General features: G+C 38.4%; 26 protein-coding genes and 1 pseudogene. 22 read left to right on the top strand and 5 right to left on the bottom strand.

Annotation, left to right across the window (positions count from 1 at the left end; all coding sequences use genetic code 11):
* Positions 1 to 35: 35 nt before the first annotated feature.
* Complete coding sequence (locus DV702_RS05480) at positions 36 to 1,403, bottom strand: DHA2 family efflux MFS transporter permease subunit (RefSeq protein ID WP_114925848.1); 1,368 nt, start codon at positions 1,401 to 1,403, stop codon at positions 36 to 38.
* A 336-nt stretch (positions 1,404 to 1,739) separates the two neighbouring features.
* Here DV702_RS05480 and DV702_RS05475 point away from each other — a divergent pair, with 336 nt between their 5' ends.
* Entirely contained in the window at positions 1,740 to 2,693 is a 954-nt protein-coding gene (locus DV702_RS05475; protein ID WP_114923850.1) for a calcium/sodium antiporter, read from the top strand.
* 62 nt (positions 2,694 to 2,755) lie between these two features.
* Here the strand turns inward: DV702_RS05475 and DV702_RS05470 are convergent, their stop codons facing one another.
* The 3 genes from DV702_RS05470 to DV702_RS05460 all read right to left on the bottom strand — a co-directional run bounded on the left by DV702_RS05470 (position 2,756) and on the right by DV702_RS05460 (position 4,920).
* On the bottom strand, positions 2,756 to 3,136 hold the full coding sequence (locus tag DV702_RS05470) for a lactoylglutathione lyase (RefSeq protein ID WP_114923849.1): 381 nt from the start codon (positions 3,134 to 3,136) through the stop codon (positions 2,756 to 2,758).
* A gap of 85 nt (positions 3,137 to 3,221) precedes the next feature.
* Complete coding sequence (gene gloB / locus DV702_RS05465) at positions 3,222 to 3,920, bottom strand: hydroxyacylglutathione hydrolase (protein ID WP_114923848.1); 699 nt, start codon at positions 3,918 to 3,920, stop codon at positions 3,222 to 3,224.
* A gap of 46 nt (positions 3,921 to 3,966) precedes the next feature.
* Entirely contained in the window at positions 3,967 to 4,920 is a 954-nt protein-coding gene (locus DV702_RS05460) for a tetratricopeptide repeat protein (RefSeq protein ID WP_162805726.1), read from the bottom strand.
* A gap of 294 nt (positions 4,921 to 5,214) precedes the next feature.
* On the opposite strand from DV702_RS05460, the pseudogene DV702_RS05455 reads away from it, so the two are divergent.
* The 17 genes and pseudogenes from DV702_RS05455 to DV702_RS05375 form a co-directional block, all read left to right on the top strand.
* A pseudogene (locus tag DV702_RS05455) lies at positions 5,215 to 5,535 on the top strand (aldo/keto reductase); the annotation flags it as partial.
* A 166-nt stretch (positions 5,536 to 5,701) separates the two neighbouring features.
* A complete protein-coding gene (gene tnpA, locus DV702_RS05450; RefSeq protein WP_114923845.1) occupies positions 5,702 to 6,100 on the top strand; it encodes an IS200/IS605 family transposase in 399 nt (132 codons plus the stop codon).
* An 11-nt stretch (positions 6,101 to 6,111) separates the two neighbouring features.
* Positions 6,112 to 7,224 (top strand): RNA-guided endonuclease TnpB family protein, encoded by a 1,113-nt coding sequence (locus DV702_RS05445; RefSeq protein ID WP_114923844.1) that lies wholly within the window; start codon positions 6,112 to 6,114, stop codon positions 7,222 to 7,224.
* Between the two features lie 117 nt (positions 7,225 to 7,341).
* Positions 7,342 to 7,881, top strand: coding sequence for an aldo/keto reductase (locus DV702_RS05440; RefSeq protein WP_371682727.1), 540 nt, complete (start codon positions 7,342 to 7,344; stop codon positions 7,879 to 7,881).
* A gap of 402 nt (positions 7,882 to 8,283) precedes the next feature.
* Positions 8,284 to 8,682 carry a UPF0158 family protein gene (locus tag DV702_RS05435; protein ID WP_162805725.1) on the top strand — a complete coding sequence of 133 codons (399 nt, stop codon included), beginning with the start codon at positions 8,284 to 8,286 and terminating at the stop codon, positions 8,680 to 8,682.
* A gap of 422 nt (positions 8,683 to 9,104) precedes the next feature.
* Positions 9,105 to 9,878, top strand: a complete 774-nt coding sequence (locus DV702_RS05430) for an HNH endonuclease (RefSeq protein WP_114923841.1) — start codon at positions 9,105 to 9,107, stop codon at positions 9,876 to 9,878.
* 138 nt (positions 9,879 to 10,016) lie between these two features.
* Positions 10,017 to 10,355 carry an AAA family ATPase gene (locus DV702_RS05425; RefSeq protein ID WP_162805724.1) on the top strand — a complete coding sequence of 113 codons (339 nt, stop codon included), beginning with the start codon at positions 10,017 to 10,019 and terminating at the stop codon, positions 10,353 to 10,355.
* A gap of 45 nt (positions 10,356 to 10,400) precedes the next feature.
* The gene (locus DV702_RS05420; RefSeq protein ID WP_114923839.1) at positions 10,401 to 10,622 is read left to right on the top strand and encodes a hypothetical protein; all 222 of its coding nucleotides are present in this window, start codon (positions 10,401 to 10,403) and stop codon (positions 10,620 to 10,622) included.
* A gap of 128 nt (positions 10,623 to 10,750) precedes the next feature.
* Positions 10,751 to 10,969 (top strand): hypothetical protein, encoded by a 219-nt coding sequence (locus tag DV702_RS05415; protein ID WP_114923838.1) that lies wholly within the window; start codon positions 10,751 to 10,753, stop codon positions 10,967 to 10,969.
* A gap of 62 nt (positions 10,970 to 11,031) precedes the next feature.
* Positions 11,032 to 11,289, top strand: coding sequence for a hypothetical protein (locus DV702_RS05410; protein WP_162805723.1), 258 nt, complete (start codon positions 11,032 to 11,034; stop codon positions 11,287 to 11,289).
* A 1,194-nt stretch (positions 11,290 to 12,483) separates the two neighbouring features.
* Positions 12,484 to 13,647 (top strand): nucleotidyltransferase domain-containing protein, encoded by a 1,164-nt coding sequence (locus DV702_RS05405; RefSeq protein WP_114923836.1) that lies wholly within the window; start codon positions 12,484 to 12,486, stop codon positions 13,645 to 13,647.
* Complete coding sequence (locus DV702_RS05400; RefSeq protein WP_114923835.1) at positions 13,644 to 14,294, top strand: hypothetical protein; 651 nt, start codon at positions 13,644 to 13,646, stop codon at positions 14,292 to 14,294. The genes DV702_RS05405 and DV702_RS05400 overlap by 4 nt, the downstream gene beginning before the upstream one ends.
* Entirely contained in the window at positions 14,255 to 15,091 is an 837-nt protein-coding gene (locus DV702_RS05395; protein ID WP_114923834.1) for a hypothetical protein, read from the top strand. The genes DV702_RS05400 and DV702_RS05395 overlap by 40 nt, the downstream gene beginning before the upstream one ends.
* A gap of 108 nt (positions 15,092 to 15,199) precedes the next feature.
* Positions 15,200 to 16,057 (top strand): AbiJ-NTD4 domain-containing protein, encoded by an 858-nt coding sequence (locus tag DV702_RS05390; protein ID WP_114923833.1) that lies wholly within the window; start codon positions 15,200 to 15,202, stop codon positions 16,055 to 16,057.
* 127 nt (positions 16,058 to 16,184) lie between these two features.
* A complete protein-coding gene (locus tag DV702_RS05385; protein WP_114923832.1) occupies positions 16,185 to 16,772 on the top strand; it encodes a hypothetical protein in 588 nt (195 codons plus the stop codon).
* 167 nt (positions 16,773 to 16,939) lie between these two features.
* A complete protein-coding gene (locus tag DV702_RS05380; RefSeq protein ID WP_114925847.1) occupies positions 16,940 to 17,371 on the top strand; it encodes a BrxA/BrxB family bacilliredoxin in 432 nt (143 codons plus the stop codon).
* 86 nt (positions 17,372 to 17,457) lie between these two features.
* The gene (locus DV702_RS05375) at positions 17,458 to 18,147 is read left to right on the top strand and encodes a class I SAM-dependent methyltransferase (protein ID WP_240315686.1); all 690 of its coding nucleotides are present in this window, start codon (positions 17,458 to 17,460) and stop codon (positions 18,145 to 18,147) included.
* A 66-nt stretch (positions 18,148 to 18,213) separates the two neighbouring features.
* Here the strand turns inward: DV702_RS05375 and DV702_RS05370 are convergent, their stop codons facing one another.
* The gene (locus DV702_RS05370; RefSeq protein ID WP_162805722.1) at positions 18,214 to 18,762 is read right to left on the bottom strand and encodes a hypothetical protein; all 549 of its coding nucleotides are present in this window, start codon (positions 18,760 to 18,762) and stop codon (positions 18,214 to 18,216) included.
* 445 nt (positions 18,763 to 19,207) lie between these two features.
* Here DV702_RS05370 and DV702_RS05365 point away from each other — a divergent pair, with 445 nt between their 5' ends.
* From DV702_RS05365 to DV702_RS05350, 4 genes are all read left to right on the top strand, one after another.
* Entirely contained in the window at positions 19,208 to 19,795 is a 588-nt protein-coding gene (locus DV702_RS05365; protein ID WP_114925846.1) for a YpjP family protein, read from the top strand.
* Positions 19,796 to 19,902: 107 nt separating this feature from the next.
* Entirely contained in the window at positions 19,903 to 20,583 is a 681-nt protein-coding gene (locus tag DV702_RS05360; protein WP_114923829.1) for a response regulator transcription factor, read from the top strand.
* Positions 20,584 to 20,677: 94 nt separating this feature from the next.
* Positions 20,678 to 21,595, top strand: a complete 918-nt coding sequence (locus tag DV702_RS05355; protein WP_114923828.1) for an ATP-binding cassette domain-containing protein — start codon at positions 20,678 to 20,680, stop codon at positions 21,593 to 21,595.
* Positions 21,588 to 22,337, top strand: coding sequence for an ABC transporter permease (locus DV702_RS05350; RefSeq protein WP_114923827.1), 750 nt, complete (start codon positions 21,588 to 21,590; stop codon positions 22,335 to 22,337). The genes DV702_RS05355 and DV702_RS05350 overlap by 8 nt, the downstream gene beginning before the upstream one ends.
* Positions 22,338 to 22,344: the final 7 nt, after the last annotated feature.

The raw sequence follows: 22,344 nt of genomic DNA, 5'->3' as shown, positions 1-22,344 counted from the left end.
CTGTGACAGCCCCTTTTTTACTATGATGCATCCACTCATACCCGAACGCGTTTCACAAACAACGATGCAATAAAACCAGTAACAGCAAATCCGGCGATAAAGTAAAATGCATATTTCGTACCGGCTGCAATCATCTCTACAGACGGAGCACTAGGCGATACTTGCGCAAATAAGTTTTCACCGTGGATCATGAATGTAATCGCCAAAGCCGTTCCTGTAGCGCCTGCAATTTGTTGAAGAGTATTCATGACCGCCGAGCCGTCTGCGTACAGTTCCCTCGGCAATTCATTTAATCCGTTTGTTTGGGCAGGCATGATAATCATGGAAATCCCTATAAAATAAATGAGAAATGCGATGACCACTTGCCAAATAGGTGTGTCAGCCGAAATGATGACGATGAATAACATACTTGCAACCGCAGTGAATAAAAATCCGATCGGCAAAATCTTTTTCACGCCGAACTTATCTGATAGCATCCCTACAACAGGAGACAATAATGCGTTCATCGCGCTACCAGGCAATAATGCAAACCCAGCTACTGCGGCGCTGACGAGTAAAGACGTTCTCATATACAAAGGCAGTAAAATAGCTGAAGATAAAATTAAAAACATTCCGAGAAACAATAATACAGTTCCTAACGTGAACATTGGATACGTAAACACACGTAAATTGATCATCGGTTGCTTCATCTTCAATTGTCTCATAACAAATAATAGTAGAGAAAGAGAGCCGACTAGTAATGGTAAATAGACGTATGCGGACGTTAGAGACTTTTCGGCCAGCGTGCTTAAACTATAAATGACTCCGCCAAACCCAACGGTAGATAAGATAATCGACAGAACATCAATCGCCGGTTTCATAATTTGTGAGACGTTGTCAATTTGCTTAAGACCGAAGACGATCAATCCTACGTAAAACACCAAGCTAGCCCAGAAAATATATGACCACCCGAGCGTATCGACGATCAATCCTGACAGTGCAGGTCCGATGGCAGGTGCTGTCGTGATCACGAGTCCCATGACCCCCATAACAGTTCCACGTTTGTGAATGGGAAAAATTAATAAAATAACATTCATCATTAAAGGCAATAATATACCTGTCCCAACCGCCTGCACGATGCGCCCTAAAAACAGCACTGCAAAACTCGGGGCGAGCGCAGCTAAAAACGAACCGGCTATAGAAAAAGCTAAAGACGCGACAAATAATTGCTTCGTAGTGAACCACCGGATTAAAAGAGAAGAGACGGGCACTAAAATCCCTAACGTTAATAAATATCCTGTAGTCAACCACTGTGCAGTAGCAGAGTTGACAGAGAAATCGGCTATAATATTGGTCAGAGCCATATTCAACGCGGTTTCTCCAAACAATCCAATAAAAGCTCCAAACATTAGAGTGAAAGCCATCGCTTTTGGATGACGGACTTGAACAATTTGTGATGAAGACACGAGCTACTTCCTTTCTACATTCAGTAAATGATCAGCTTACATATAACATATCGGAATGATACCGCTACAGCAGTATAGCATGTAATGATTACCCAGGAAATATTGTAGCACCCGATTGCTAGTAGAAAAAGTGCTCATCACTTATAATATTTACTAGTAAAGCCATACATATTTACATCTTCCTTTGATTTCATATGCAAGCAGATTCAATGAATGGAAAAGAGGGAATAGAACGGTCTATGCATCAAAGTTTGCCGTACAGGCACACTAAAACATGGAGGAGGTAATGACTGGATGTCCTATTTATTATTACTTGTAGGGTTTGTTTTATTAATAAAAGGAGCGGACTTTTTCGTAGACGGTTCTTCTAGTATCGCAAGGCTGCTTCAAGTTCCACCTATTTTGATCGGATTGACAATTGTAGCACTCGGTACCAGCTCTCCAGAAGCGACAGTTAGTATTATTGCTGCAATGGAAGGAAATGCGGATGTTGCGATAGGGAATGTAGTAGGCAGTAATATTTTTAACATTACTATCGTTGTTGGAATCGCAGCATTTCTATTCCCACTGAAAGTTCAGAGTGAAACGATTCGCAAAGAAATCCCTTTCACTTTACTCGCTAGTATCGTCATGTTGGTCGTAATGAGTGATATGGCCCTGCAAGGCTTCAGTAGTAATATGATCACACGTAGCGATGGAATCATTTTTTTACTTTTCCTTTTGATATTTATGTATTACATAATCGAACTAGGTCTTAAAAGTCGTCAAAATGCGGTCATAACCGACGGGGCGGAGAAGGAGAAATGGGGGAAAAACATTCTCATTACGCTAGTCGGACTGGCGGCGATTATTTTTGGGGGCGATTTGGTTGTAGATAACGCGACAGACATTGCGTATTCTCTCGGCATGAGTGAAACATTAGTCGGTTTAACAATTATCGCAATTGGAACGTCCTTGCCAGAATTAGTTACATCGATTTCAGCAGCATTGAAAAAAGAAAGCGAAATCGCATTGGGAAATATCGTCGGAAGCAATATATTTAATATTTTGTTTGTCCTCGGTGCGTCTTCCGCTATTACACCTATTGCGGTGAATGATAAAGTATTTACCGACGTCTCTATTATGATTGGATTAACGTTCGTACTATTGTTATTTGCGAGGACGGGTTTACGCATAGGAAAGCGTGAAGGGTTGCTACTTGCATTGGCCTATGTCATGTATTTAGTGTACGTTATTTTGCGTAATTGACCTATGAGTTGAAATTGAAGAAAAGTCCCTGTCCCAAGAATGGTCTTGGAACAGGGACTTTTTTATTTCTTACGTTTCACTTCAATCCGGTAGCCATCAGGGTCTGTAATGAAGAAGTAAGAAGGCGTTTCACCAGAAAGTCCTTTTAGCTCGCCTGTTTCATAAGAAGAAGCCTTACAAATTCTATGCATTTCTTCTAAATCATTGACTGTTACACCTAAATGACTGAAACCATTTCCGATCACGTATGGCTCTGCGTCATAATTATACGTAAGCTCAATTTGTACAGAAGAACCAGGTGAATTGAGATAAATTAAATCAAATTTATGTTCAGGGAATTCTCTGCGACTAGCTACTTCAAAATCAAACAGCTCCGTATAAAAATCTAACGTCGCCTCAATATCTCTCACACGTAAACAAATTTCGACAAGTACTTGATCCATTTTTATCATCCTCCAATTGATTGTATCGTATCATAGAAATGATAGAAACACAGTTGATTTGATTGCACAACTTACGCAACTGTCGTTAGAAGCAATCGCGTGCGTTTCGCAGTGCGATGAAATCTTCCAGGGTGTCCACTTGTAAAAAGAGATTGATTGACTTTTCTCTGCCAATTGTAGAAGGAAGAGTCGGCTGGTCTTTCGCGCGTAATTCACGGACTTCTTGCAGTGCATCAGAAAGGATTGTACTCTCTTGCTGATCACAGGCAAAACGTAAATTCGTTTCCGTATACTCATGCCCAGCATACACGTTGATGTGATCAGCTAAGTGTTTAAATTTTTGCAATGCCCTATACTGCGCTTCGTAATCCCCGGTAAATACCCGTCCACATCCTGCTGAAAATAACGCATCTCCACAAAACAGATGATCACCTATGACATAGCTAATATGCCCATTTGTATGGCCGGCTGTCTCAAGCACGTCAACCGATTGGCCGAGCAGCATAAAACGGTCTCCTTCTGCTATGACATGAGTAGTGAACGCGCTCGTTTCTTGAGGTCCATAAACTGTAACGTCCGAATACTCCGCTACGATATCAGCTACTCCTCCGACATGATCTTCATGCGCATGTGTCAACAGTATAGCGTGCAACTGAAGATTATTTTTGCGAAGATAGTCAAGAACACCACTTGCTGTCCCAGGATCGACTAATACTGCATCTGTTCCTTCTTCCATGCACCAAATGTAATTGTCCGAAAACGCTTTGATCGGATGAACATTCATTATACAATTCCTCCTTTTACTAGTGAAGATTCTTCGTTGCTATTCGTTACTTATGACGTTTCTTCCCTTTTTCTTTTCGAAGTTCCTTTTTCCTATCGCCCATAAAAAATTCTGCGATTGGATAAAAGCTCTTAAGATCGTTTACATCCAAGGTTCCTTTAAAAGTAGTAGATTGTTCTTTTTCTATTGGTGGGAATTCAACGCCTAATTTTTCGTAGTCTTCAATACTTGGAGTGAAAGTAAATGTCTCTAGTAAAGACTGTTGTAAGTGCATAATAGTACAAAGAGTGGATGCAAGCAAAGTTCGTAGTGTGCGAGCGTCTACTTTGTCATAGTAATGAGCAGAAATAATCATCCGATGATAATAATGAACTGCCTGCTTATGATCGAAAGTTTTTATAATATTCCCTAGAGAGTAATTCGATTCGGTTTGCAATGGATCTAGTGAAAGAGAACGCTCAAACGCTGCAGTCGCAAGTTCTGGACGACCGCTTATATCATACAAGTTGCCAAGCCGGTTCCACAAAAATGCATCTGAAGGAGAAGCTACTATTTTTTTTAATAAATGTTCTTCTGCATGGCTACTGTAAGGACGGGAGCTGCCGTCATATAGTCGATTCTCTCCGAATGAAAATAACTCACTTTCTTCATTCGTGATGGTATGGACTAAGAGTTGGCTTGTGATGAACATTTTGAACTCATGGACGAATCCCCAAGGGCCGGAAGAATTACAATGTTTGCAACGAAAATATGCACTAAGCTGTACGTAGTGTTCTATATTTTTCGATTTGTTTTTATGAAACGAGTCCACATCAAGCATGATATGTCCGATATCATAACGTCCTCTTTTTCTACAGTTTTTACAAATAAGTATAAATTCGTTTTTCGGGAAGCGGCGAGGCACTTGGTCGATATGACTGGCCACTAGCCGTACTAAATCTCCTGGTAAGTCCGCTAATGAAGGAGAAGCGGGAATCTCTTCTATCGATCGATTAGTCAATGCATGAACGAGTAATGGATTAAAGTTTGCGATTTTTATAAGATCAATCCCTTTCTGTACATATGGGTAATTAACTCATTCTACCCTCTAAAATGAATAATTTCAATTTGAACATCCGCTCGTCTAACCATTGAGCGTACGGCTATTCACAATGAGTTACTGGACATATTATTACTTAAAGAACTTTAAAATATTGATCGTTTCACTCCGAAGTTTAGTAGCTATCGTTCAGGGAAAATAGAAGGCAACTAACTTATGCATACATTCAGTACGTTGAAAAGGAGTAGGGTAGAGATGAATACTGCACGATCTATTCGATTACACGATGGTACTACACTGCCGCCTATTGGCTTTGGCACAGTTCAAGTAAAAGGAGCACGAGGAGTCAACACGTTATTATCCGCAATCAACGCGGGGTATCGACTCATTGACACATCGACAAACTACAATAACGAAGGAATGGTCGGTGAAGCCATTCGGCAGTCGTCTGTCCCGATAGAAGAGCTACTAATCAGTTCGAAACTTCCTGGTCATTCACATAGTTACGATCGGGCTATCCTGATGATTCAAGAGTCACTGTATCGCATCGGTATCGACTACTTTGATAAATATTTAACGGTTCTCCGAAAAAAGTCTCCATCTTCAAGCGTGTGAAGGGCAAAGCCTAACGGTAAGTTGGAGATGAATTTCGGTTGGGCAATAGCCAAAAAGCAATTTCGGTTGCTTTTTATTTTTTGTCATATTACAATCAGTTGTATAGTGTATAAAGGTTGGTGTATCAATGAAATTAGATAATAACAACCATTCAGTGTTCCTGCTGCACTACCATCTTGTTCTGGTTGTGAAGTATAGAAGAAATGTATTGGATGGGGAAGTATCCGAGTACGCCAAAGATATGTTTATCAGAATTTCAGAAAACTACAATATAACGTTAGTCGAATGGAATTATGATGAAAACCATATCCATGTCTTATTCAAGGCACATCCGAATACTGAAATGACAAAGTTTATCAATGCTTATAAAAGTGCCAGTTCCCGATTGATCAAAAAAGAATTCCCGAAAGTGAAACAGAAACTTTGGAAAGAAATGTTTTGGTCCAGAAGCTTCTGCCTACTCACAACAGGCGGTTCCCCAACAGAGGCAATCAAAAAATATATCGAAAATCAAGGTCAAAAGTGAGGTGATAGGATATGACCAAACATCACAAAGCATACAAATTCCGCTTATACCCAACGGAGGAACAGGCACTTCTCATACGTAAAACTTTTGGTTGTGTTCGGTTTGTCTATAACAAGATGTTGGCTGAACGAAAAGAACTATATGAAACGTACAAAGACGATCAAGTGGAACTGAAGAAGCAAAAGCTACCTACTCCTGCTACATACAAAACAGAGTTTGAATGGCTGAAAGAAGTAGATTCGCTAGCTTTAGCTAACGCCCAATTGAATTTGCAGACAGCATATAGAAATTTCTTCAGTGGCACTGCTGATTTTCCTAGGTTCAAAAGTAAAAAATCCAGAAAATCCTATACAACGAATGTGGTAAACGGCAATATTATGTTACTGGATGGTCATATCAAATTACCAAAATTAAAACTTGTAAAAATTATACAACATCGTACTATACCTGAAGGCCACACAATAAAGTTCTGTACCCTATCAATGACACCAGCAGGGGCATATTATGTTTCCATTCTCACTGAATATAAACAAGAAATTATCCAAAAAGAAGTAAAAGATGTCGTTGGATTAGATTTTGCGATGGCTGAACTGTACGTAAGCAGCGAAGATGAGAAAGCCAATTATCCTCGCTTCTATCGTCAAATGTTGGCACGATTAGCAAAAGAGCAACGCATTCTATCTAGGCGCACGAAGGGTTCTTCCCGTTGGAATAAGCAACGAATGGTAGTCGCCAAACTGCAAGAGAAAGTGGCTAATCAACGCAAGAATTTTCTCCATCATCAGTCGAAGTCATTAGCTTCCACCTATGATGCAGTCGTCATAGAAGACTTGGATATGAAAGGAATGTCACGAGCCCTTCGTTTCGGCAAAAGTGTCTATGATAATGGTTGGGGCATGTTTACGACTTTCTTAGATTATAAACTGAGAGAACAGGGAAAACGGCTAGTCAAAATAGATAAGTGGTTTCCCTCTACAAAACTGTGTTCTAGTTGTGGCAATCAAAAAATAATGGCCATGTCTGAGCGAGTCTATAGCTGTCCATGCGGATCTATACTCGACAGGGACTACAACTCTGCCCTGAATATCAAAAATGAAGGCATACGTTTGTTGGCTTCTGAATAAACCGTGTGTACAAAACTCTTGGAACAAGAGGGATAGCTCGGTCTGTTTTCGTTGGCTAGTAAAAGCAATGATAAGTCGAGAAGCCCCCACTTCAAACAGCCCGAAAGGCGTTAAGTGGTGGGTAGTTCACTTCATTGGCCGTTGCCGAAGCAAGGAAAGTATGAAGAAGCGTGGCAAGCACTCGTTGACGCACAAAAGTTTGGACTGATCCGCACGATTGGTGTATCAAACTTTTTGCCAGAGCACTTGGAACGAATCATCGATAAAGCTGGCGTGACACCGACCACTAATCAGATTGAACGCCATCCGTATTTCCACAATAACGAACTGGTGGAGTGTAATAGAAAGCATGGCATCGTAACAGAAGCATGGAGTCCACTCGGGCGCGAAATAAACGATGTACTAACAAATGATACTATTCTATCGCTTGCCAAAAAATATCAACGACAACCAGCACAGATTATTAATCGTTGGAACTTGCAGAATAGTGTCTTACCTATCGTAAAATCATCGAATTATGCACACCAACAAGCGAACCTAGACGTCTTTGACTTCGAACTGTCCGAAGAGGATATTCAAACGATTGATGCGTTGGATAAAGGAGAAGCGGGACGAGTGGAAGGACAGCATCCAAATGACTATGAAGAGTTTGATTGAGTAGTTTCAAAAAAGTCCAGTGAATAGATCTTCGAAAGATGCTCACTTTTTTCTGTCTATTAAAAAGTGTTGAACATGAGACATTTTTTTATAAGCATCCTGAATATCCGCCCGCCGCCCGCGCGCCAAAAATCCGGAAGTGATCTTCACTCTGAGCCGCGGCAGCGGAAATTTTGACGAAAAAAACGTCTTTTTCACCCGTAGTCAATAGTTTTTTCAGGATAAGCATATGGATGAACCTTGTCAACATAGCTGTGCATTTGGTTGTATACTAATAAACTGAAACATTAATAAAACAGATAGTATTTATTTGCTTGTAAAGAGTAAACTAGAAATTAATAACTAGTAAATTTCATGATAAACTATGAGTTAGAGGCACAAAAAAATTTAAAGGAGAATAACATGAAATTACTTGACGAACTAATTGATATCTACCTTGAAGGTTCAGATCCAGAAATGGAATACGTATTAAACTGTAGAAATGAAGAAATTTTATTAGATGGACCAGAGTCACTTACAGGTGAACCAGAAATCGACTGGGATACAGATGAAGCAGACGACTTAATCGTCATTCCTACCTCGTCCTCTTCTGAGATGTATCAAGTAATGATGGAATTTGCCCAGAAACAATCTGATGATGCAGTGAATCGATTACAGGCTTCACTGAATGGCCGAAAACCTTTCCCTCAATTTAAAGATGCTGTTTCTGAACTGGGAGTAGATAAGGAATGGTATGAATTTGAGAGGGATTATGCACGAGAGAAGATGGTTGAGTGGCTGAGTGAGAAGGGGCGGTTGTGAAATTGTCCGTAGTATTTTAAAGTAGTGAATAAAGCTAGATATTGGATAAAGTACCAGTGTGAAAAACAAACATGAATGGTGAAACGTTCCTGAAGTTTTTATGCACTGGTACTTTTTATTTTATGTATGGTTTGTTTGTGTTCGTTAATTTTTTGATAGTTTAAGGATTTGATTGGAAATTTTGTCGAATAATATACAAAAGAGTCTGATTGAGGGGTATAATGGAACTATATGTGTTGATATTAAAAATCTAATTGTTAGGAAGTGAGGCTGATTCACTGTCCGAAAAAGTGCGCTAGATCGCTTAGAAGTTCAGAATCATAGACTTATCTTCAAATATGGTGCGTTCGATTTGCATACGAAATAGACTTTTATATCGAATAAAAGCTAAAATATAATAAAAATTAGAGTTGGTGATATTAATGAAAGAGGGTTTAAATTATTATCCAACAAATGCACAAAACTTTACAGTTGATGAATGGTTAATAATGTTACAAGAGGATAATTGTTTCTCGCCAATTTTAATGGAAGCAATGTATGCTTTAATTTTTGAAATGGATGGTAGTGGTTCTGCAAAACAAATCTCAGAAATAACTGGACGTTCCTACCAAAATTATAACAGATCAATGGCGGAAACAGTTAAGAACTTAAGAAAAAGAAGGTATGTTTTTATAGAAGATATTAGAAAGAAAAGTAAAAAAGAGCGTTATTGGAGTCATTTTTATAATGGTTATTATAAGAATAATTTATTTATTTGGGAAGTTAAAGATAACTTGCGTATAGCATTTATCAAGTTCATAAGTGGTACTGAAGAAAATAGTTTTTCTAATATTAATAGTGAAAAAGGAATAAATAGTGAGGTGGATGAAGGGACTAGACGATATCGTATTCATTATCATATTGAACGTAATTCTAAAATAGTAAATTACTCAAAAAGAGAATTTATAAAAAAGAATGGTAGTCTTTTTTGTGAAGCATGCAATTTCTCATTTAAAAAAACATACGAAATTGATTTTATAGAGGCACATCATGTTTTGCCGTTATATATTGGTAAAAGAATTACTAAAGGAATAGATTTAATGATGTTATGTGCAAATTGTCATCGTGCAGTACACAGTAAAAAGTGGAATGATAAGTCTATTGATCACTTTCTAGATTATATGAAAAACAATAGCATACATCAAAATAAATTATAAAAAAAGTACCTGTAAAAAAGTACCTGTGTGAGGAACAATCGCCAATGTTTAAACTTTCATGAAAGTTTGGCACACAGGTACCTACACTAAAATCACTTGCTATGAATAACTTCAGACAATTTTATGGTACGCAAATCATTGAGTTTGCACATTCTAAAAAAAGAACAAATCGTAACAGTTATTTTGGGTGAAAACGGTAGAGAGAAAACTGGTATTTATCGCGCTGTACTGTTCGCGTTATTTGGTGATGCGAAGCTTCAGCAGGATTCAAATGAAGCAGATATCTATCTGGGGAATATTAAGGCTGTAAAGGAAATGAGCAAAGAAGCAAATGGTGCGCGATGTTCGTTCACACTGAGTTATAGCCATCAAGGTGAAGACTATACGATCACTCGTACCTATTTCTCTATTTTAGAAAAGAGCGGATCTCAAAAGGAACGAATGCTCGATGTATTGTTAACAAATGAAACAACCTAAGAAACCTGTACAAGTGAAAAGGAAATACAAGCAATCATAAGAAAAATGATTGATGAACGTGTGAAACAATATTTTTTCTTTGATGGAAAACGAACTGAAAGATTAACACGTGTCTCAGCAAGTCAAAAAGTAGAAGTTGCAACAGGAATTAAAAACTTACTTAAAATAGATCAAGTTGTTAAAGCTAAATTGGTTCTTTCAAAGTTGTTAGTTAAAACAAAAAAAGAATTGGACAACATTCAACTGGAGACTATAAAAAAGCTTTGAAGGCATTGTCGATGTTGGAAGAAGGGCTTGAAAAGAAACAGCAGTCGGCTGAAAATATTACGCAAGAGAAAAGAATAAAGGGTAATAGATAAATTGAAATTGACGCTATATTGCGGGCTTATGATTCAATGGCGTCTGACTTAGTTGAACGAGATCGGCTGGAAATAGAATTAGCAAAAGTTACACAGATTATTGATCAAGGTTTTGAGCATATGAAGTCTTCAAATAAATTTTTACCGTTGATGCTCGGAGAAAATATCTTTCATCAAGAAATTGCCAAAATGAAGTTAGTAGAAATCATCTATTCGCACAGAACAGCGAGTTTTTCGTTTTATGTGCAATTGTAGGAGAGAAAAATAATTTAAATAATAAAGCTAGAAAGAAACAAGAATTGTGCAGGGCTATCACCTTGACCGAGTATGATAAAACAGCTATTAGAGCTTTATACTTTAAGGAATATGGCCAATTATCAGCTTTTAAAGAAATGATAAAATACGTCGAGGAACTTGCAGATGCTGGTTTCGCATTGATGTTACACAATGTGTTAGATGATTTGACTATTCAAGACGATAAAGGTAATTGGCTTCTCAAAAGTGGAATAGAACATGAGCTTCAACTAAAATTGATGCGATATGTATTGAAAAAGAGTAAAGAAGTCCCTTTTTGAATTATGATGAAGTTAATAAAAGTGCCAGGTTTAGAATTGTATTGTGAAAAATGAAACGCAAGTGGAAGATTAGTTAAAGTTTCTTTGCAGTGATGATATTATTGTGGAGGAATTAAATAATTTATTGAAACATTGATGAGATAATCGCATGTAATGTAGAGTACCAGGTCCCTACAAGATTCAGAATTATTTCTGGACCTGACAGCCTTGTTTAGTGTCTTTCTATGTAATAGTAGTTCCCTACACAGGCCCCATGAAATCATTGACTTATTTGTTTGCAGTTTCTATACTTTGTTCAGTAATACTATATTTTAGTATGCCGCAGATACAGGTTCGAGTCCTGTACTCCTCGCCAAATTAATAAACATTGCTCTGAGTAGTGATTTTTGGATTTTTGGTATATTTGTTGCCAATGCTTTATCAATCGCTATGACAAAATCATGGGAATCACTTTCCGTAAGAACTAAGGAGTTGCTTGTGATGCCAATGTTTACTATTCTAAGTACCATGCTAATAGCCTTTGTGGCTTCCGAGGAGTTAGTTTAAATGGTAAAACGGTTAACATAGGAAACCAAGGCTATTAGCAAAACCATTACGATATGTGATGACTTTACCTAGATGAAAGCATCTGTGTGAAAAACAATCATAAATGTTTAAACAAACACGATGGTTTGGCACACAACCTGTTCATAGGCAGCGTCTAGGGGGTGATCATAATCACCACGTGACGAGTATGCAAGAAGGTGGGGCAAGCCTAGATCTTATGGCAAGCATGTTTGTATATAAATATCTTTGCATTTATACAGTGTTCCAAACTCTTGCTTCTGTTGACAAACAATGGTATTTTATGAATTGTAGTTGTCTATCATATCAATTTCCATAATAGGAGTGGGATTGCGTTGATAGTGGATTGAAAAAATATTTCTGAAATGTGAAAAAGGAAGAAATATGATGTGTGCCTCAAAGGTTGGAGTACCAATCTAACCTTTGGGGTAAACAAAAGTCTTTTTATTTCACTTTTTATATTCAATATATCTAATATATTATAAAAGCAAATAAGAGATGAATATATTTTGCTTAGATGAGGGGACCTGCGCGAGAAACGAACGTGAATATTAAAATAAACACGAGATTTCGATATAAAGATACTCAGTACTAATATATATATAATAAAATTAAAAAGGAGATATGAAAATGAATCAAAAAACTCTTTTAGTGGAAATGCTTGAGCAACTCGATCTTCCTAAGTCTGTTGAAGAAAAGGTGCACAAACGTTATCAGTCTATCGCTGAATGGTTCATGCGTGACGACAGTACGTTAATGGATGTAGATATTTTTGTTCAAGGGTCATTCGGACAAGGCACTACAATTAAACCTCTTCGAGAGGGAGATGAGTATGATTTAGATATGAGTTGTAAAGTCAATATTCCTAACTTTAAATCTGAATATACTCAAAAAGAGCTTATGGATATGATGAAAAATGAACTTGAATTATATCGTAAAAAAGTAGGGATTCATCATGAAGTGAAAGAGAGACGACGTTGTATACGTTTATGCTACAAGGATGAAGTGCCATTTCACATAGACTTCGTACCTAGTATTCCTTTGGAAGAGAAAAAAACTAATGAATATCGTTCTATGTTGTTTGGATCTTATAAGGATAATAAACAATTAGCAGCTAACTTAGCTATTCATGCGGTTAATATACCAGACAAAGAAAAGGACAGCTATAATGTGGTTTCAGAAGAATGGCATATCAGTAACCAGCAAGGATATTTGCTATGGTTTCAAAATAAGATCACATTAAAAAAACGCGGTATATTTGAGGCCAGTATTGAACCTATACCAACATATGGGGAAAAGTCTGTCTTGCAGCGCTGTATCCAGTTATTAAAACGTCATAGAGATACGATGTTCGAAGATACAATGTCAAAAGACAGTAAGCCGATATCAATAATTATTACTACTTTGGCTGCTAGAGCTTACAATGGTGAAGAAAGTATTGAGGAAGCTATCATTAATATATTAAACACAATGCGAAACTACATTAGCGCTAGTATTCCTAGAATTTCAAATCCAGTTATGCCAGAAGAAGATTTTACTGATCGGTGGGACAATCCGGACTTCGAAAGATTTGAATTGGAGAAAAGTTTTTATTTGTGGCTAGAACAAGCTAAAACAGATTTCAATCAACTAGTTAAGGGACGAGATGTTAAGGAGATAAGATGCATTTTAGAGCAGGGTTTTGCATTGGACTTTAGTGAGGAGAAATTGCAAGAAGAGTACGGTTATAAATTGCCAATGCCGCAAAGAAAAGTCGTTGCAACACCTTCTGTTCGACCGTGGAGAAGAAGATGACCATTCAGTATGTTTCTGATTTCATTCAACATTACTCTATGTTCAGATTCAAACCTTCTTTAGACGAAGCAGTTACTGTAGAAGGTAATTATCAGGCCAGTCTTTCTCACGAACAATACGGAGAGGTTCAAATTAATTATAAACTACGTATTAAAATCCCGGAAGATTATCCGAGATCTTTGCCTGAAGTGTATGAGTTGTCTAATAGAATAGAGAAAAAACCTGTAAATCACGTTAATTGCGATGGCTCTATTTGTTTGGGAGCCCCTATTCGCTTGAAAATCGTTATTCAAAGAAATCCAAGTTTAACTAACTTCTTTGAAAAATGTATACTGCCCTACTTATTTGCAATTACACTCAAATTGAAGACGGGAAAAGATTTTGTTTTCGGAGAACTAGAACATGGGAATAAAGGATTAATTGATGACTTTAAGAAACTTTTCAATTTATCAGAAGTAAAACAGGTATGTTATATGTTGGTTCTATTAAGCAAAAACAAAAGAGAGGCTAACCGCTTAGTTTGTCCTTGCGGGTGTAAAAAAAGACTTTCAACATGCCGCTATTTTGAAAAAGTTCAGCAGATGCGTAAACGATTTTCTAGAAGTGAATGGGAAGAACAATATTTGTTGTTAAAGGGAGGCTGTTAATTATAAATAAATTAAAAGTAATATTACAAGGTGTACTAGTCGCAATTCCATTAATAATTTCAATGGTATTACCGGTAGATTTATTGTGGGAAGTTTTTGGTCTGGTGGCTGATCGTAATTTTGGCGGTATAAAGAATCAGATTTACGAAATCGTACCTAATAAGAAAATAATTGCTCTATTTATCGGTTTAATTCTTTCTATAGTGGTACTAATCCTATTTAGGTTTTTCAATAAGGATAAAATATTTAATGTCGGAAATAAACATTTTGACTTTCATATGAATTATTTTATTTTATCGAGGTTCTTAGGATATAAAAAAATAACCCTGGTTGGAATCCCCCTGTATTTACAGTTTAAACTTTTATTCAAAGAAACTTTCGAATGCTCCAATTCGGATTCACATCCTGAAGAGATTGATGAACCCAAAATAATTACACAAAATATTGATGATAAGGGTGATGAAATTAATTTAATCCTATCCGATACTTATCTAATAAAATTAGATGATCTACCGGATGATAAGATGAACCTACCTACACTTATAATAGAACGTACAAATGGTTTTTCTGGTGTTAGAACCTACAATCGAAAATTTGTAGAAGGAGTTAGAAAACAAACACATGAATACCATTTGAAATATAAACGTGTAAATGTCTTTGCAACTACCAATACTCAAAACACTAAAGAGATTGTACTACAGAGCTTTAAAAACCGTGGTCGTACAGGCTTTAAGGAAATCCACGTTTACGTGCAAAACTCAGATCGTAAGTTTCAAAGATCTCATTTAATTCGATAAGGAAATACGTTGTAGAAGATGTCTATGTGAGCCGAATATGTACATTTGGCTTACGTGTAGACTTTAGGGAAGTATATAAATAATGGTCTAGAAAGGAGAAGAAAGAGGATGACATTTTTTTCGCAAAGATATGGGTATAAAAATGTAAGAGATTTTTTTCAAATTGAAGGTATCGATACTGCTCTGAAAACTGGTCTTTGGAATGCTATGCAAAAAACATGCTTTCAAGGTGATTATAATTTAAATTCATCTTACGGAGAAAAGTCTAGCTATAAAAGACTACTAGACTTATCTGATACCCTATGGATCAATTTTTTTAAGGAGAGAATTAATGAATTCCCATCTACTTGGGAAAGTTTTGAGAGGCACACTGAGCGCTATTTTTTTGAGATTGCAAAGTGGTATGAAATATACGACCTTATAGAGTTCATAGCTAAACAGAAGTATGATTATAATTCATTTAAAGAAAAAATAAATAATGAATTGGAAAAAGAAATGTCTGGATATAGGCTTGTTGGATACGATATAACTCCAATAGTTGAAGAAATTGAAATTCAATCAATTGAAGAAGCAATCAATAATAAAAAACTTAAGCATGTTTCAATTCACATAGAGAGTGCATTAAGTTTACTATCTGATAGGTCGAATCCGAGTTATCGAAATTCAATCAAAGAATCCATAAGCGCTGTTGAAGGTGTTGCAAAACTTATTACATCTGAAAGTAAAGCAGAGTTAAAAAATGCATTAGATAAGTTGAACAAGTTATTAGAGATACCACTTCATGGGGCTTTAAAATCTGGTTTCGAAAAAATATACGGTTACACCAGTGATGGGGATGGGATTAGACACTCTCTTACAGAAGATGAAAACGTTTCTTCTGAAGATGCAAAATTTATGATCGTAGCTTGTTCTGCTTTTGTTAATTATTTAATATCTAAAGCGGAACTTGCGGCAATAGAAATGTGACAATGTATTTAAGACAATGAACTATTTTGGTATTAGTAATTTGCTCTGAATGAAACTATGGATCAAAGGTTCGAAATGTTGGCATATTTATATTAGAGTTAATGTATGTATTGAAGGAGGAGTAATAGTGGATGTTAGTACAGAGTTAATTGCATTGGGTGCGAAGTTTACTAATCTGGTATCTAAAAACAGTGTTCCGGTAGTCATGGATAAAATTAGATTAGCAAAAGAAGCGAAAGAAGATAGCACGACAATAAACAGTTTAGAACAAATTATTAGTGAGTTAATTTCTGAGAAAAATGAATTGATTCAAATTGTCCAGGTTTATGAAGAGCAACTCATCATGCAGAAAATCTCCGATGAGGATATTGATTATATAACCAATAGTTTAATCCCAATTATCGAGCAGTTAATGGAGGAAAGCGATGAAGAATCAGCAGCTCATGCACAAAAGGCAATGGCGTTGTTTAAGCCGTTACTATCCAAAGAGACCTTTTCTATACTGCAAATGCTTGGATTCAATTTTAAACAAGCTATTGGTGAACCGCTCACAAATTTGTTGAAAGAGTTGATTCATTCGAAAGTACCTTTAAATTCTATGCTACAGTACGAGGCTGAAATACTTCAGCAAAAAGTGTATTTTGAAGAGTTGAAAATATTTAATGATGAACAAGCTTTTGAACGATTTAAAACGGTGGGTACACGGCAAATTTAACGAGGTGTTTTGATTTTTGGAATATACATTAAAAAGAACGTCCACCCCAGGACGTTCTTTTCACTTTCCCCATCTCAATCACGTGAAATAATCCCGCCAATCCTATACTATTAAAACTGAGCACCAACCGAAGAATATACCCAACTATGAAAGGCGGAGATTTTCAAATGAACGCATACGATGAATACATGCGCGGGATCATAACACCCATGCGCGAAGAACTAACAAATGCAGGTTTCACAGAACTCACAACAGCTGAATCCGTAGACGAGACACTTAAAAACCTAAAAGGCTCAGCGCTAATCGTGATCAATTCAGTCTGTGGCTGTGCAGCGGGACTTGCACGCCCAGCGGTACGTGAAGCAGTGGCGGAAGTGAAGCCGGATCATTTACTAACGGTATTTGCAGGACAGGATAAGGAGGCGACGGAGGCGTTGCGTGCGCATTTCCCGGAGATTCCACCGAGTTCACCTTCTGTGGCGATTTGGGATAATGGGAAGTTGGTCTACTTTGTTCCGCGTGAGCAGATTGAGAACTTCCAGAAAGAGCAAATTAAAGATCATCTCGTTGATGTATTGACGAATGTTGTCGGTCAGTGAAGCTGATCGTGACGACGGCAGGGCGGCCGGATGCGCAGTCTGTGGCTTTGGTAGAAGAAGCTGCGGCTCGCTTGCAGGCGCTTGCTGTGGAACGAAAGAAGCGGTCTATTCCGAAGTTGCAGGACGTCTATCAAGCGGATGTTCTAGTAGCGGGGAAGGACCGCTATTCGTTTTATAAGAGGGGTAGTGCGGAGCCGTTGTTTTTTCATCCGAATTCGGCGACGTATCGGTTGAGGCGAATGGGTAAAGGTGAAGTGGATCCGTTGGTTGCGGCAACGGAACTCATGCGAGGCGATTCGTTTTTGGATTGTACGCTCGGTCTTGGTTCGGATGCGATTATTGCGGCTAGTATTGTGGGCGCAGATGGTCGAGTGGAAGGAATCGAGGCGGATGCGGTGGTGGCATTTTTAACGGAGGTTGGCTTGTGCCGCTTTCCGATTGATTTTCCTCTGCTGCAGGATGCGATGGCGCGCGTGGAAGTAATTCATTCGGAAGCTGTGTCGTTTTTGAAGAGTTGTCGGAGTAATTCGCGAGATGTGGTGTTTTTGGATCCGATGTTTACGACGCCGATTGAAGAGGCTTCTAATTTTGAAGTGCTGCGTGAGGTTGGCGCGGACTTCCATGTGACTGAGGAATGGGTGACGGAGGCGTTGCGGGTATGTAGGCGCCGTGTCGTGTTGAAGGATCATTATGAGTCACCGGTTTTCGAGCGATTTGGTTTTGTGCAGCAAATCCGTCCGTATACGAAAGTGCATTATGGTGTGCTTGAGAAATAATGTGATTTTGCTCCAACTGATCATTTTTGGTCTGTTGGAGCGTTTTGTTATAAGTGATTTTCCAACTTACTTCTTCTTAGCACGTTTCCAGATGAATAGCCCAATCAATGCTACAACGACTACTATGCCTGCGTATAAGTAATACGGATTTGTTGAGGAGTCGGCAGGTTGTTCTGTTTGTGTTGGGAGTTGACCTTCTCCAATTAATGCAAGGTCATCGGTAGCGTTCGCTAGTTCAGCTGTTCTGTCGCAAAGTGTAGTAGCTAAAATGTTTTTTCCGTTGGAGTCCATTGTATGAGCGTAGACTAAATATTCTTTGCCGACTTCGAAATTGATTCCGCAGGATGCTGAATCATTGCCGGTAAATACGGAAATCGTTTGGCTGTCGATTCCTTTCCATGTTTCTTGTACAGTAAAAATAACGGTTTTTCCATTGTCCTTAGTGTTTTTCTTAACTTCTTCCACTTCCCCACTAAAAACAGCAGTTGCTTCGGATAGGGCTAAATCGGCAGTAGGTGGAGCCATACAGGAACAGGCTGCTGTGAGAATGGGTTTAACGTTCATGACGGCAAGAATGATTAGCAACATCGGAAGTATTAAAACTTTCTTTTTCATTTGAATTCCCCATTTCATTCGTTTCTAAGTAGTTCGTTTTTTAAGGGGGAAGGTTTCAGAGTTTTGGAAATAAATAAGTAGACGTTAATAAGCGCCCATCTAGTTAATAGGTGGGCGCTTTGTTTCGTCTAGTTACAGATGCCTGTCGAGTCTGAACGGCGTCTTTCGCTTTTGTTAGCCGTTTGTGACACATAGTGAGGCCAGGTATAAAGTTAGTACGAGCATAAAGATTCCTAGTAGTAGGTTAACGTCCATTGTTGCGACCCCCTTTGTATGTAGCGTATAGGTTACTTTCGTTTAACTTGCAATCAGAGAATATTTTGTGAACTGTGTGATTGAAGTTTGATTATATTGTACAATGAAAGTAGGAAAGATGAAACCTTTTGTGGTGGATTTCGTATGAGATAGTAGGATGTATGACGATTTGTTGAAGGGAGTGATGAAGATGAAGCAGTGGTTGCAGCGGTTGATGATTGCGTCGGTGGCTGTGTTGACACTTGGGGCGATTACGCCGAGTCATGAGATTTGGCTGAGTTTTCAAGATAAGGATGAGCCGAATGAGACGGATGCGCGAAGTGGGGATACGCAATATTCGCTGGCGATTGAAGAAACCGCTGATGATTTAGTTGCGCTGCCGACGTATTTGGAAGATCAGCAGTTGGTGGATCATGCGAGGGTATTAGCGTATGAGAAGTTCGGGACGCGTATTGGTCCGAAGATTCAGGACGAGTTTGATACAGAGATTTTCCCTCGAATCGAAGCAGTGATTCAGACGACTATACATAATGCTGCAGACCGACGTCTTGCGATCACGGAACAACCTTCAGGCGATTACGCGGAAAAGATTTTCCATGTGTATGATAAAACGGCGGAGCAAGATCTGATCCGTTTCCATGTACGTACGGAAAAGCGCCCGATCGATGGGTATTTTTATAATTTCCATTACCATACGGCGGAAGATGGGTTTGTGGCGCATCATACCGTTGGGGATATTTATTGGTCGAAGAATACGCCGCCGAAATGGCTTTCATAAGTTTGGTTGGAACACTCATTGTGATGATGGGTGTTTTTTCTTTTGCCGTAGATTAGGTATACTCAATACTATGATAACCATATCCACGAAAAAGATAGGTGATGACGATGAATGAAAATAAAAGAATTTTACTTATTGAAGACGATCCAGAAATCAGTAAGCTACTCAGTGTCATTTTAACAACAGAAAGTATAGAAACGATTTCCGCTTATTCGGGAACGGAAGGTTTGTTGCAGTTGCAAGCGGCTCGTTTTGACTTAATTATATTGGACTTAATGTTGCCAGGGAAAAGCGGTGAGGAATTGATAGAAGAGATTCGAGCGGAAAGTTCGATCCCGATCATTGTGATTTCGGCAAAGGTAGATATTGAGGATAAAGTGAATGTATTGAAGATGGGAGCGGATGATTATATAACGAAGCCGTTTCATCCACAAGAGGTGCTAGCGAGAGTGGAAGTTCAGTTGCGAAAGTCGAATCTTCATCAACTAGCTACTACGAATATTGTTTGGCGCGAATTGACTTTACATACAGATAAACTGGCAGTGTCTTTAGGCGAACAGGAACTGCAGTTGACCAATGCTGAATTTGATATTTTGTCTTTATTCATGAAAAATCCAGAGCGTGCGTTTTCGAAAAAGTCTATTTACGAAGAGATTTGGAAAGGGACGTACTTTGGAGATGATAATACGATCAGTGTGCATGTGTCGAATATCCGCAAGAAACTGGCTGAACATACTTCTGATGAATATATTCAAACGATTTGGGGGATTGGATTCATGCTTGTGTAATTCCTTATGATTTCTTTATGATTCGCTTACAGGATATTAAAGAAATCTGCGCTAACATAGACGTATCAAGAAGTTTAGCAAAGGAGCCACTATTATGGAGACGATTATTCAAACGTATCAACTAACGAAAGCGTTTAAAGGAGTGACTGTTATCCAGCCACTTGATTTCTCGATACAAAAAGGAGAAATCTGTGCATTGATTGGACCGAATGGATCTGGAAAATCGACGCTTTTTAAAATGCTAGCTGGACAAATGCGCCCAACGTCAGGAGACATCCAGTTGTTCGGAACCACGGGCAGTGACGTAGTTCATGCCAGGCGAAGGATGGGCTTTTTAGTAGAAACGCCCGCTTTCTTCTCAGACTTTACCGCCACGCAAAATCTAACGTATTACCAAATTCAGCGCGGTATTGTAGAGAAGCAACGTGTAGATGAAGTATTGGACATTGTCGGTCTCGCAAATGAAAAGAGGAAACGCTTTAAAAACTATTCAATGGGTATGAAACAGCGATTAGGTATCGCTCTTTGTCTGCTGAGCAGTCCAGATTGTTTAGTGCTAGATGAGCCGATCAATGGGTTGGATGCGGAAGGAATTCGAGAGATGCGTAATTTATTGGTCCAATTGAATCAAGAAAAACAGATCACGATCTTCATATCCAGTCATATTTTAACCGAGTTACAATTGCTGGCGACACGTTTTGTTTTTATTAAAAACGGTGTCATTGTCGAGGATGTCAGTAAAGATTCCCTACAACAGAAAAGCCGAAAACAACTTCGGCTGACGGTCGATGATACAGCCAAAACTGCAGCTTTATTGGAACAGGCATATGCTGACATTCAATTTACCGTGCTTCCTCATCAAGTAATCATTATTGATAATCACGTCGAGAGCAGCGGAGAGATTAATCGGCTATTACTAGATCACGGCGTATCCGTCAGTGAGTTCCGAATCGAATCCCGAAATTTAGAGGAGTATTTTTTGGAATTGGTTGGGGGGAATGATCATGATTAATTATTTAAAAAGCGAGCAATACCGCTTGATGCGTAAAAAATCTTTGCATATTACGAGTGCCGTTTGTTTATTGTTAATTGTAGCAGTAGCCGCTGTGCTGTATTCTTCCAAACAAGCGGATCCGAATTTTCCTTATGCGACGACTCGGTTCTTCTATTCGAATATTATTGGGGGCAGTGGGTTTATCATCATTGTAAGCTTTCTCTTTAATTTCAGTCTTACTGGCAAAGATACAGCCTTGCTGAAAAATGCAGTTTCTTTTGGGGTATCGAGGGCGACAATTTTCTGGTCCAAGCTGATTTTGACTTTAGGTTATTTCTTAGTAGTGAGTGTGATTGGAATAGGTCTAATGATTGCCTTGGGCGAGACGTTGCTAACGAGTGATGGTCAGTCGGTTGACGATTTTTTGACAGCACTCGTTAACATGTTGCCGATTATACTGAGTGCATTTTTTACTATGCATTCGATGAAAATGGTAAAAGTCAGCGAAATGTATATTTTAATTGTTATGCTAGTTGTTTTTGTGCTTTTAGGGGACTTACTGCGAATTGTTTTACGGCCATTTCCTACTGTACAGGAGGTCTATGCGTACGCACCCGATGTGTTATTACATGAAAACTTACTAGACTTCATGAATCACACAGTAATCTTTGGTTACCAATTCTGGATTGTCGGGGCGTTGCTGTCGGTGCTAGCTTTGCTACTTGGTGTGACGAAGTTTGCGAAACAAACGATTGAGTGAGGAAGGG

Source organism: Sporosarcina sp. PTS2304 (assembly GCF_003351785.1).
GTDB lineage: Bacteria > Bacillota > Bacilli > Bacillales_A > Planococcaceae > Sporosarcina.
The sequence above is the reverse complement of the archived record's forward strand: the minus strand, read 5'-3'. Positions and strand labels throughout refer to the sequence as shown.

Bases quoted from the DNA above. Each gene is read 5' to 3' on its own strand.
- DV702_RS05400 (WP_114923835.1), top strand. From the start codon at position 13,644: ATGACCATTCAGTATGTTTCTGATTTCATTCAACATTACTCTATGTTC.
- gloB (WP_114923848.1), bottom strand. From the start codon at position 3,920: ATGAATGTTCATCCGATCAAAGCGTTTTCGGACAATTACATTTGGTGC.
- DV702_RS05445 (WP_114923844.1), top strand. From the start codon at position 6,112: ATGACCAAACATCACAAAGCATACAAATTCCGCTTATACCCAACGGAG.
- DV702_RS05355 (WP_114923828.1), top strand. From the start codon at position 20,678: ATGGAGACGATTATTCAAACGTATCAACTAACGAAAGCGTTTAAAGGA.
- DV702_RS05390 (WP_114923833.1), top strand. From the start codon at position 15,200: ATGACATTTTTTTCGCAAAGATATGGGTATAAAAATGTAAGAGATTTT.
- DV702_RS05360 (WP_114923829.1), top strand. From the start codon at position 19,903: ATGAATGAAAATAAAAGAATTTTACTTATTGAAGACGATCCAGAAATC.
- DV702_RS05395 (WP_114923834.1), top strand. From the start codon at position 14,255: ATGGGAAGAACAATATTTGTTGTTAAAGGGAGGCTGTTAATTATAAAT.
- DV702_RS05480 (WP_114925848.1), bottom strand. From the start codon at position 1,403: ATGGCTTTCACTCTAATGTTTGGAGCTTTTATTGGATTGTTTGGAGAA.
- DV702_RS05380 (WP_114925847.1), top strand. From the start codon at position 16,940: ATGAACGCATACGATGAATACATGCGCGGGATCATAACACCCATGCGC.
- DV702_RS05405 (WP_114923836.1), top strand. From the start codon at position 12,484: ATGAATCAAAAAACTCTTTTAGTGGAAATGCTTGAGCAACTCGATCTT.
- DV702_RS05470 (WP_114923849.1), bottom strand. From the start codon at position 3,136: ATGGATCAAGTACTTGTCGAAATTTGTTTACGTGTGAGAGATATTGAG.
- DV702_RS05365 (WP_114925846.1), top strand. From the start codon at position 19,208: ATGAAGCAGTGGTTGCAGCGGTTGATGATTGCGTCGGTGGCTGTGTTG.
- DV702_RS05420 (WP_114923839.1), top strand. From the start codon at position 10,401: ATGATTGATGAACGTGTGAAACAATATTTTTTCTTTGATGGAAAACGA.
- DV702_RS05430 (WP_114923841.1), top strand. From the start codon at position 9,105: ATGAAAGAGGGTTTAAATTATTATCCAACAAATGCACAAAACTTTACA.
- tnpA (WP_114923845.1), top strand. From the start codon at position 5,702: ATGAAATTAGATAATAACAACCATTCAGTGTTCCTGCTGCACTACCAT.
- DV702_RS05415 (WP_114923838.1), top strand. From the start codon at position 10,751: ATGGCGTCTGACTTAGTTGAACGAGATCGGCTGGAAATAGAATTAGCA.
- DV702_RS05350 (WP_114923827.1), top strand. From the start codon at position 21,588: ATGATTAATTATTTAAAAAGCGAGCAATACCGCTTGATGCGTAAAAAA.
- DV702_RS05475 (WP_114923850.1), top strand. From the start codon at position 1,740: ATGTCCTATTTATTATTACTTGTAGGGTTTGTTTTATTAATAAAAGGA.
- DV702_RS05435 (WP_162805725.1), top strand. From the start codon at position 8,284: ATGAAATTACTTGACGAACTAATTGATATCTACCTTGAAGGTTCAGAT.
- DV702_RS05370 (WP_162805722.1), bottom strand. From the start codon at position 18,762: ATGAAAAAGAAAGTTTTAATACTTCCGATGTTGCTAATCATTCTTGCC.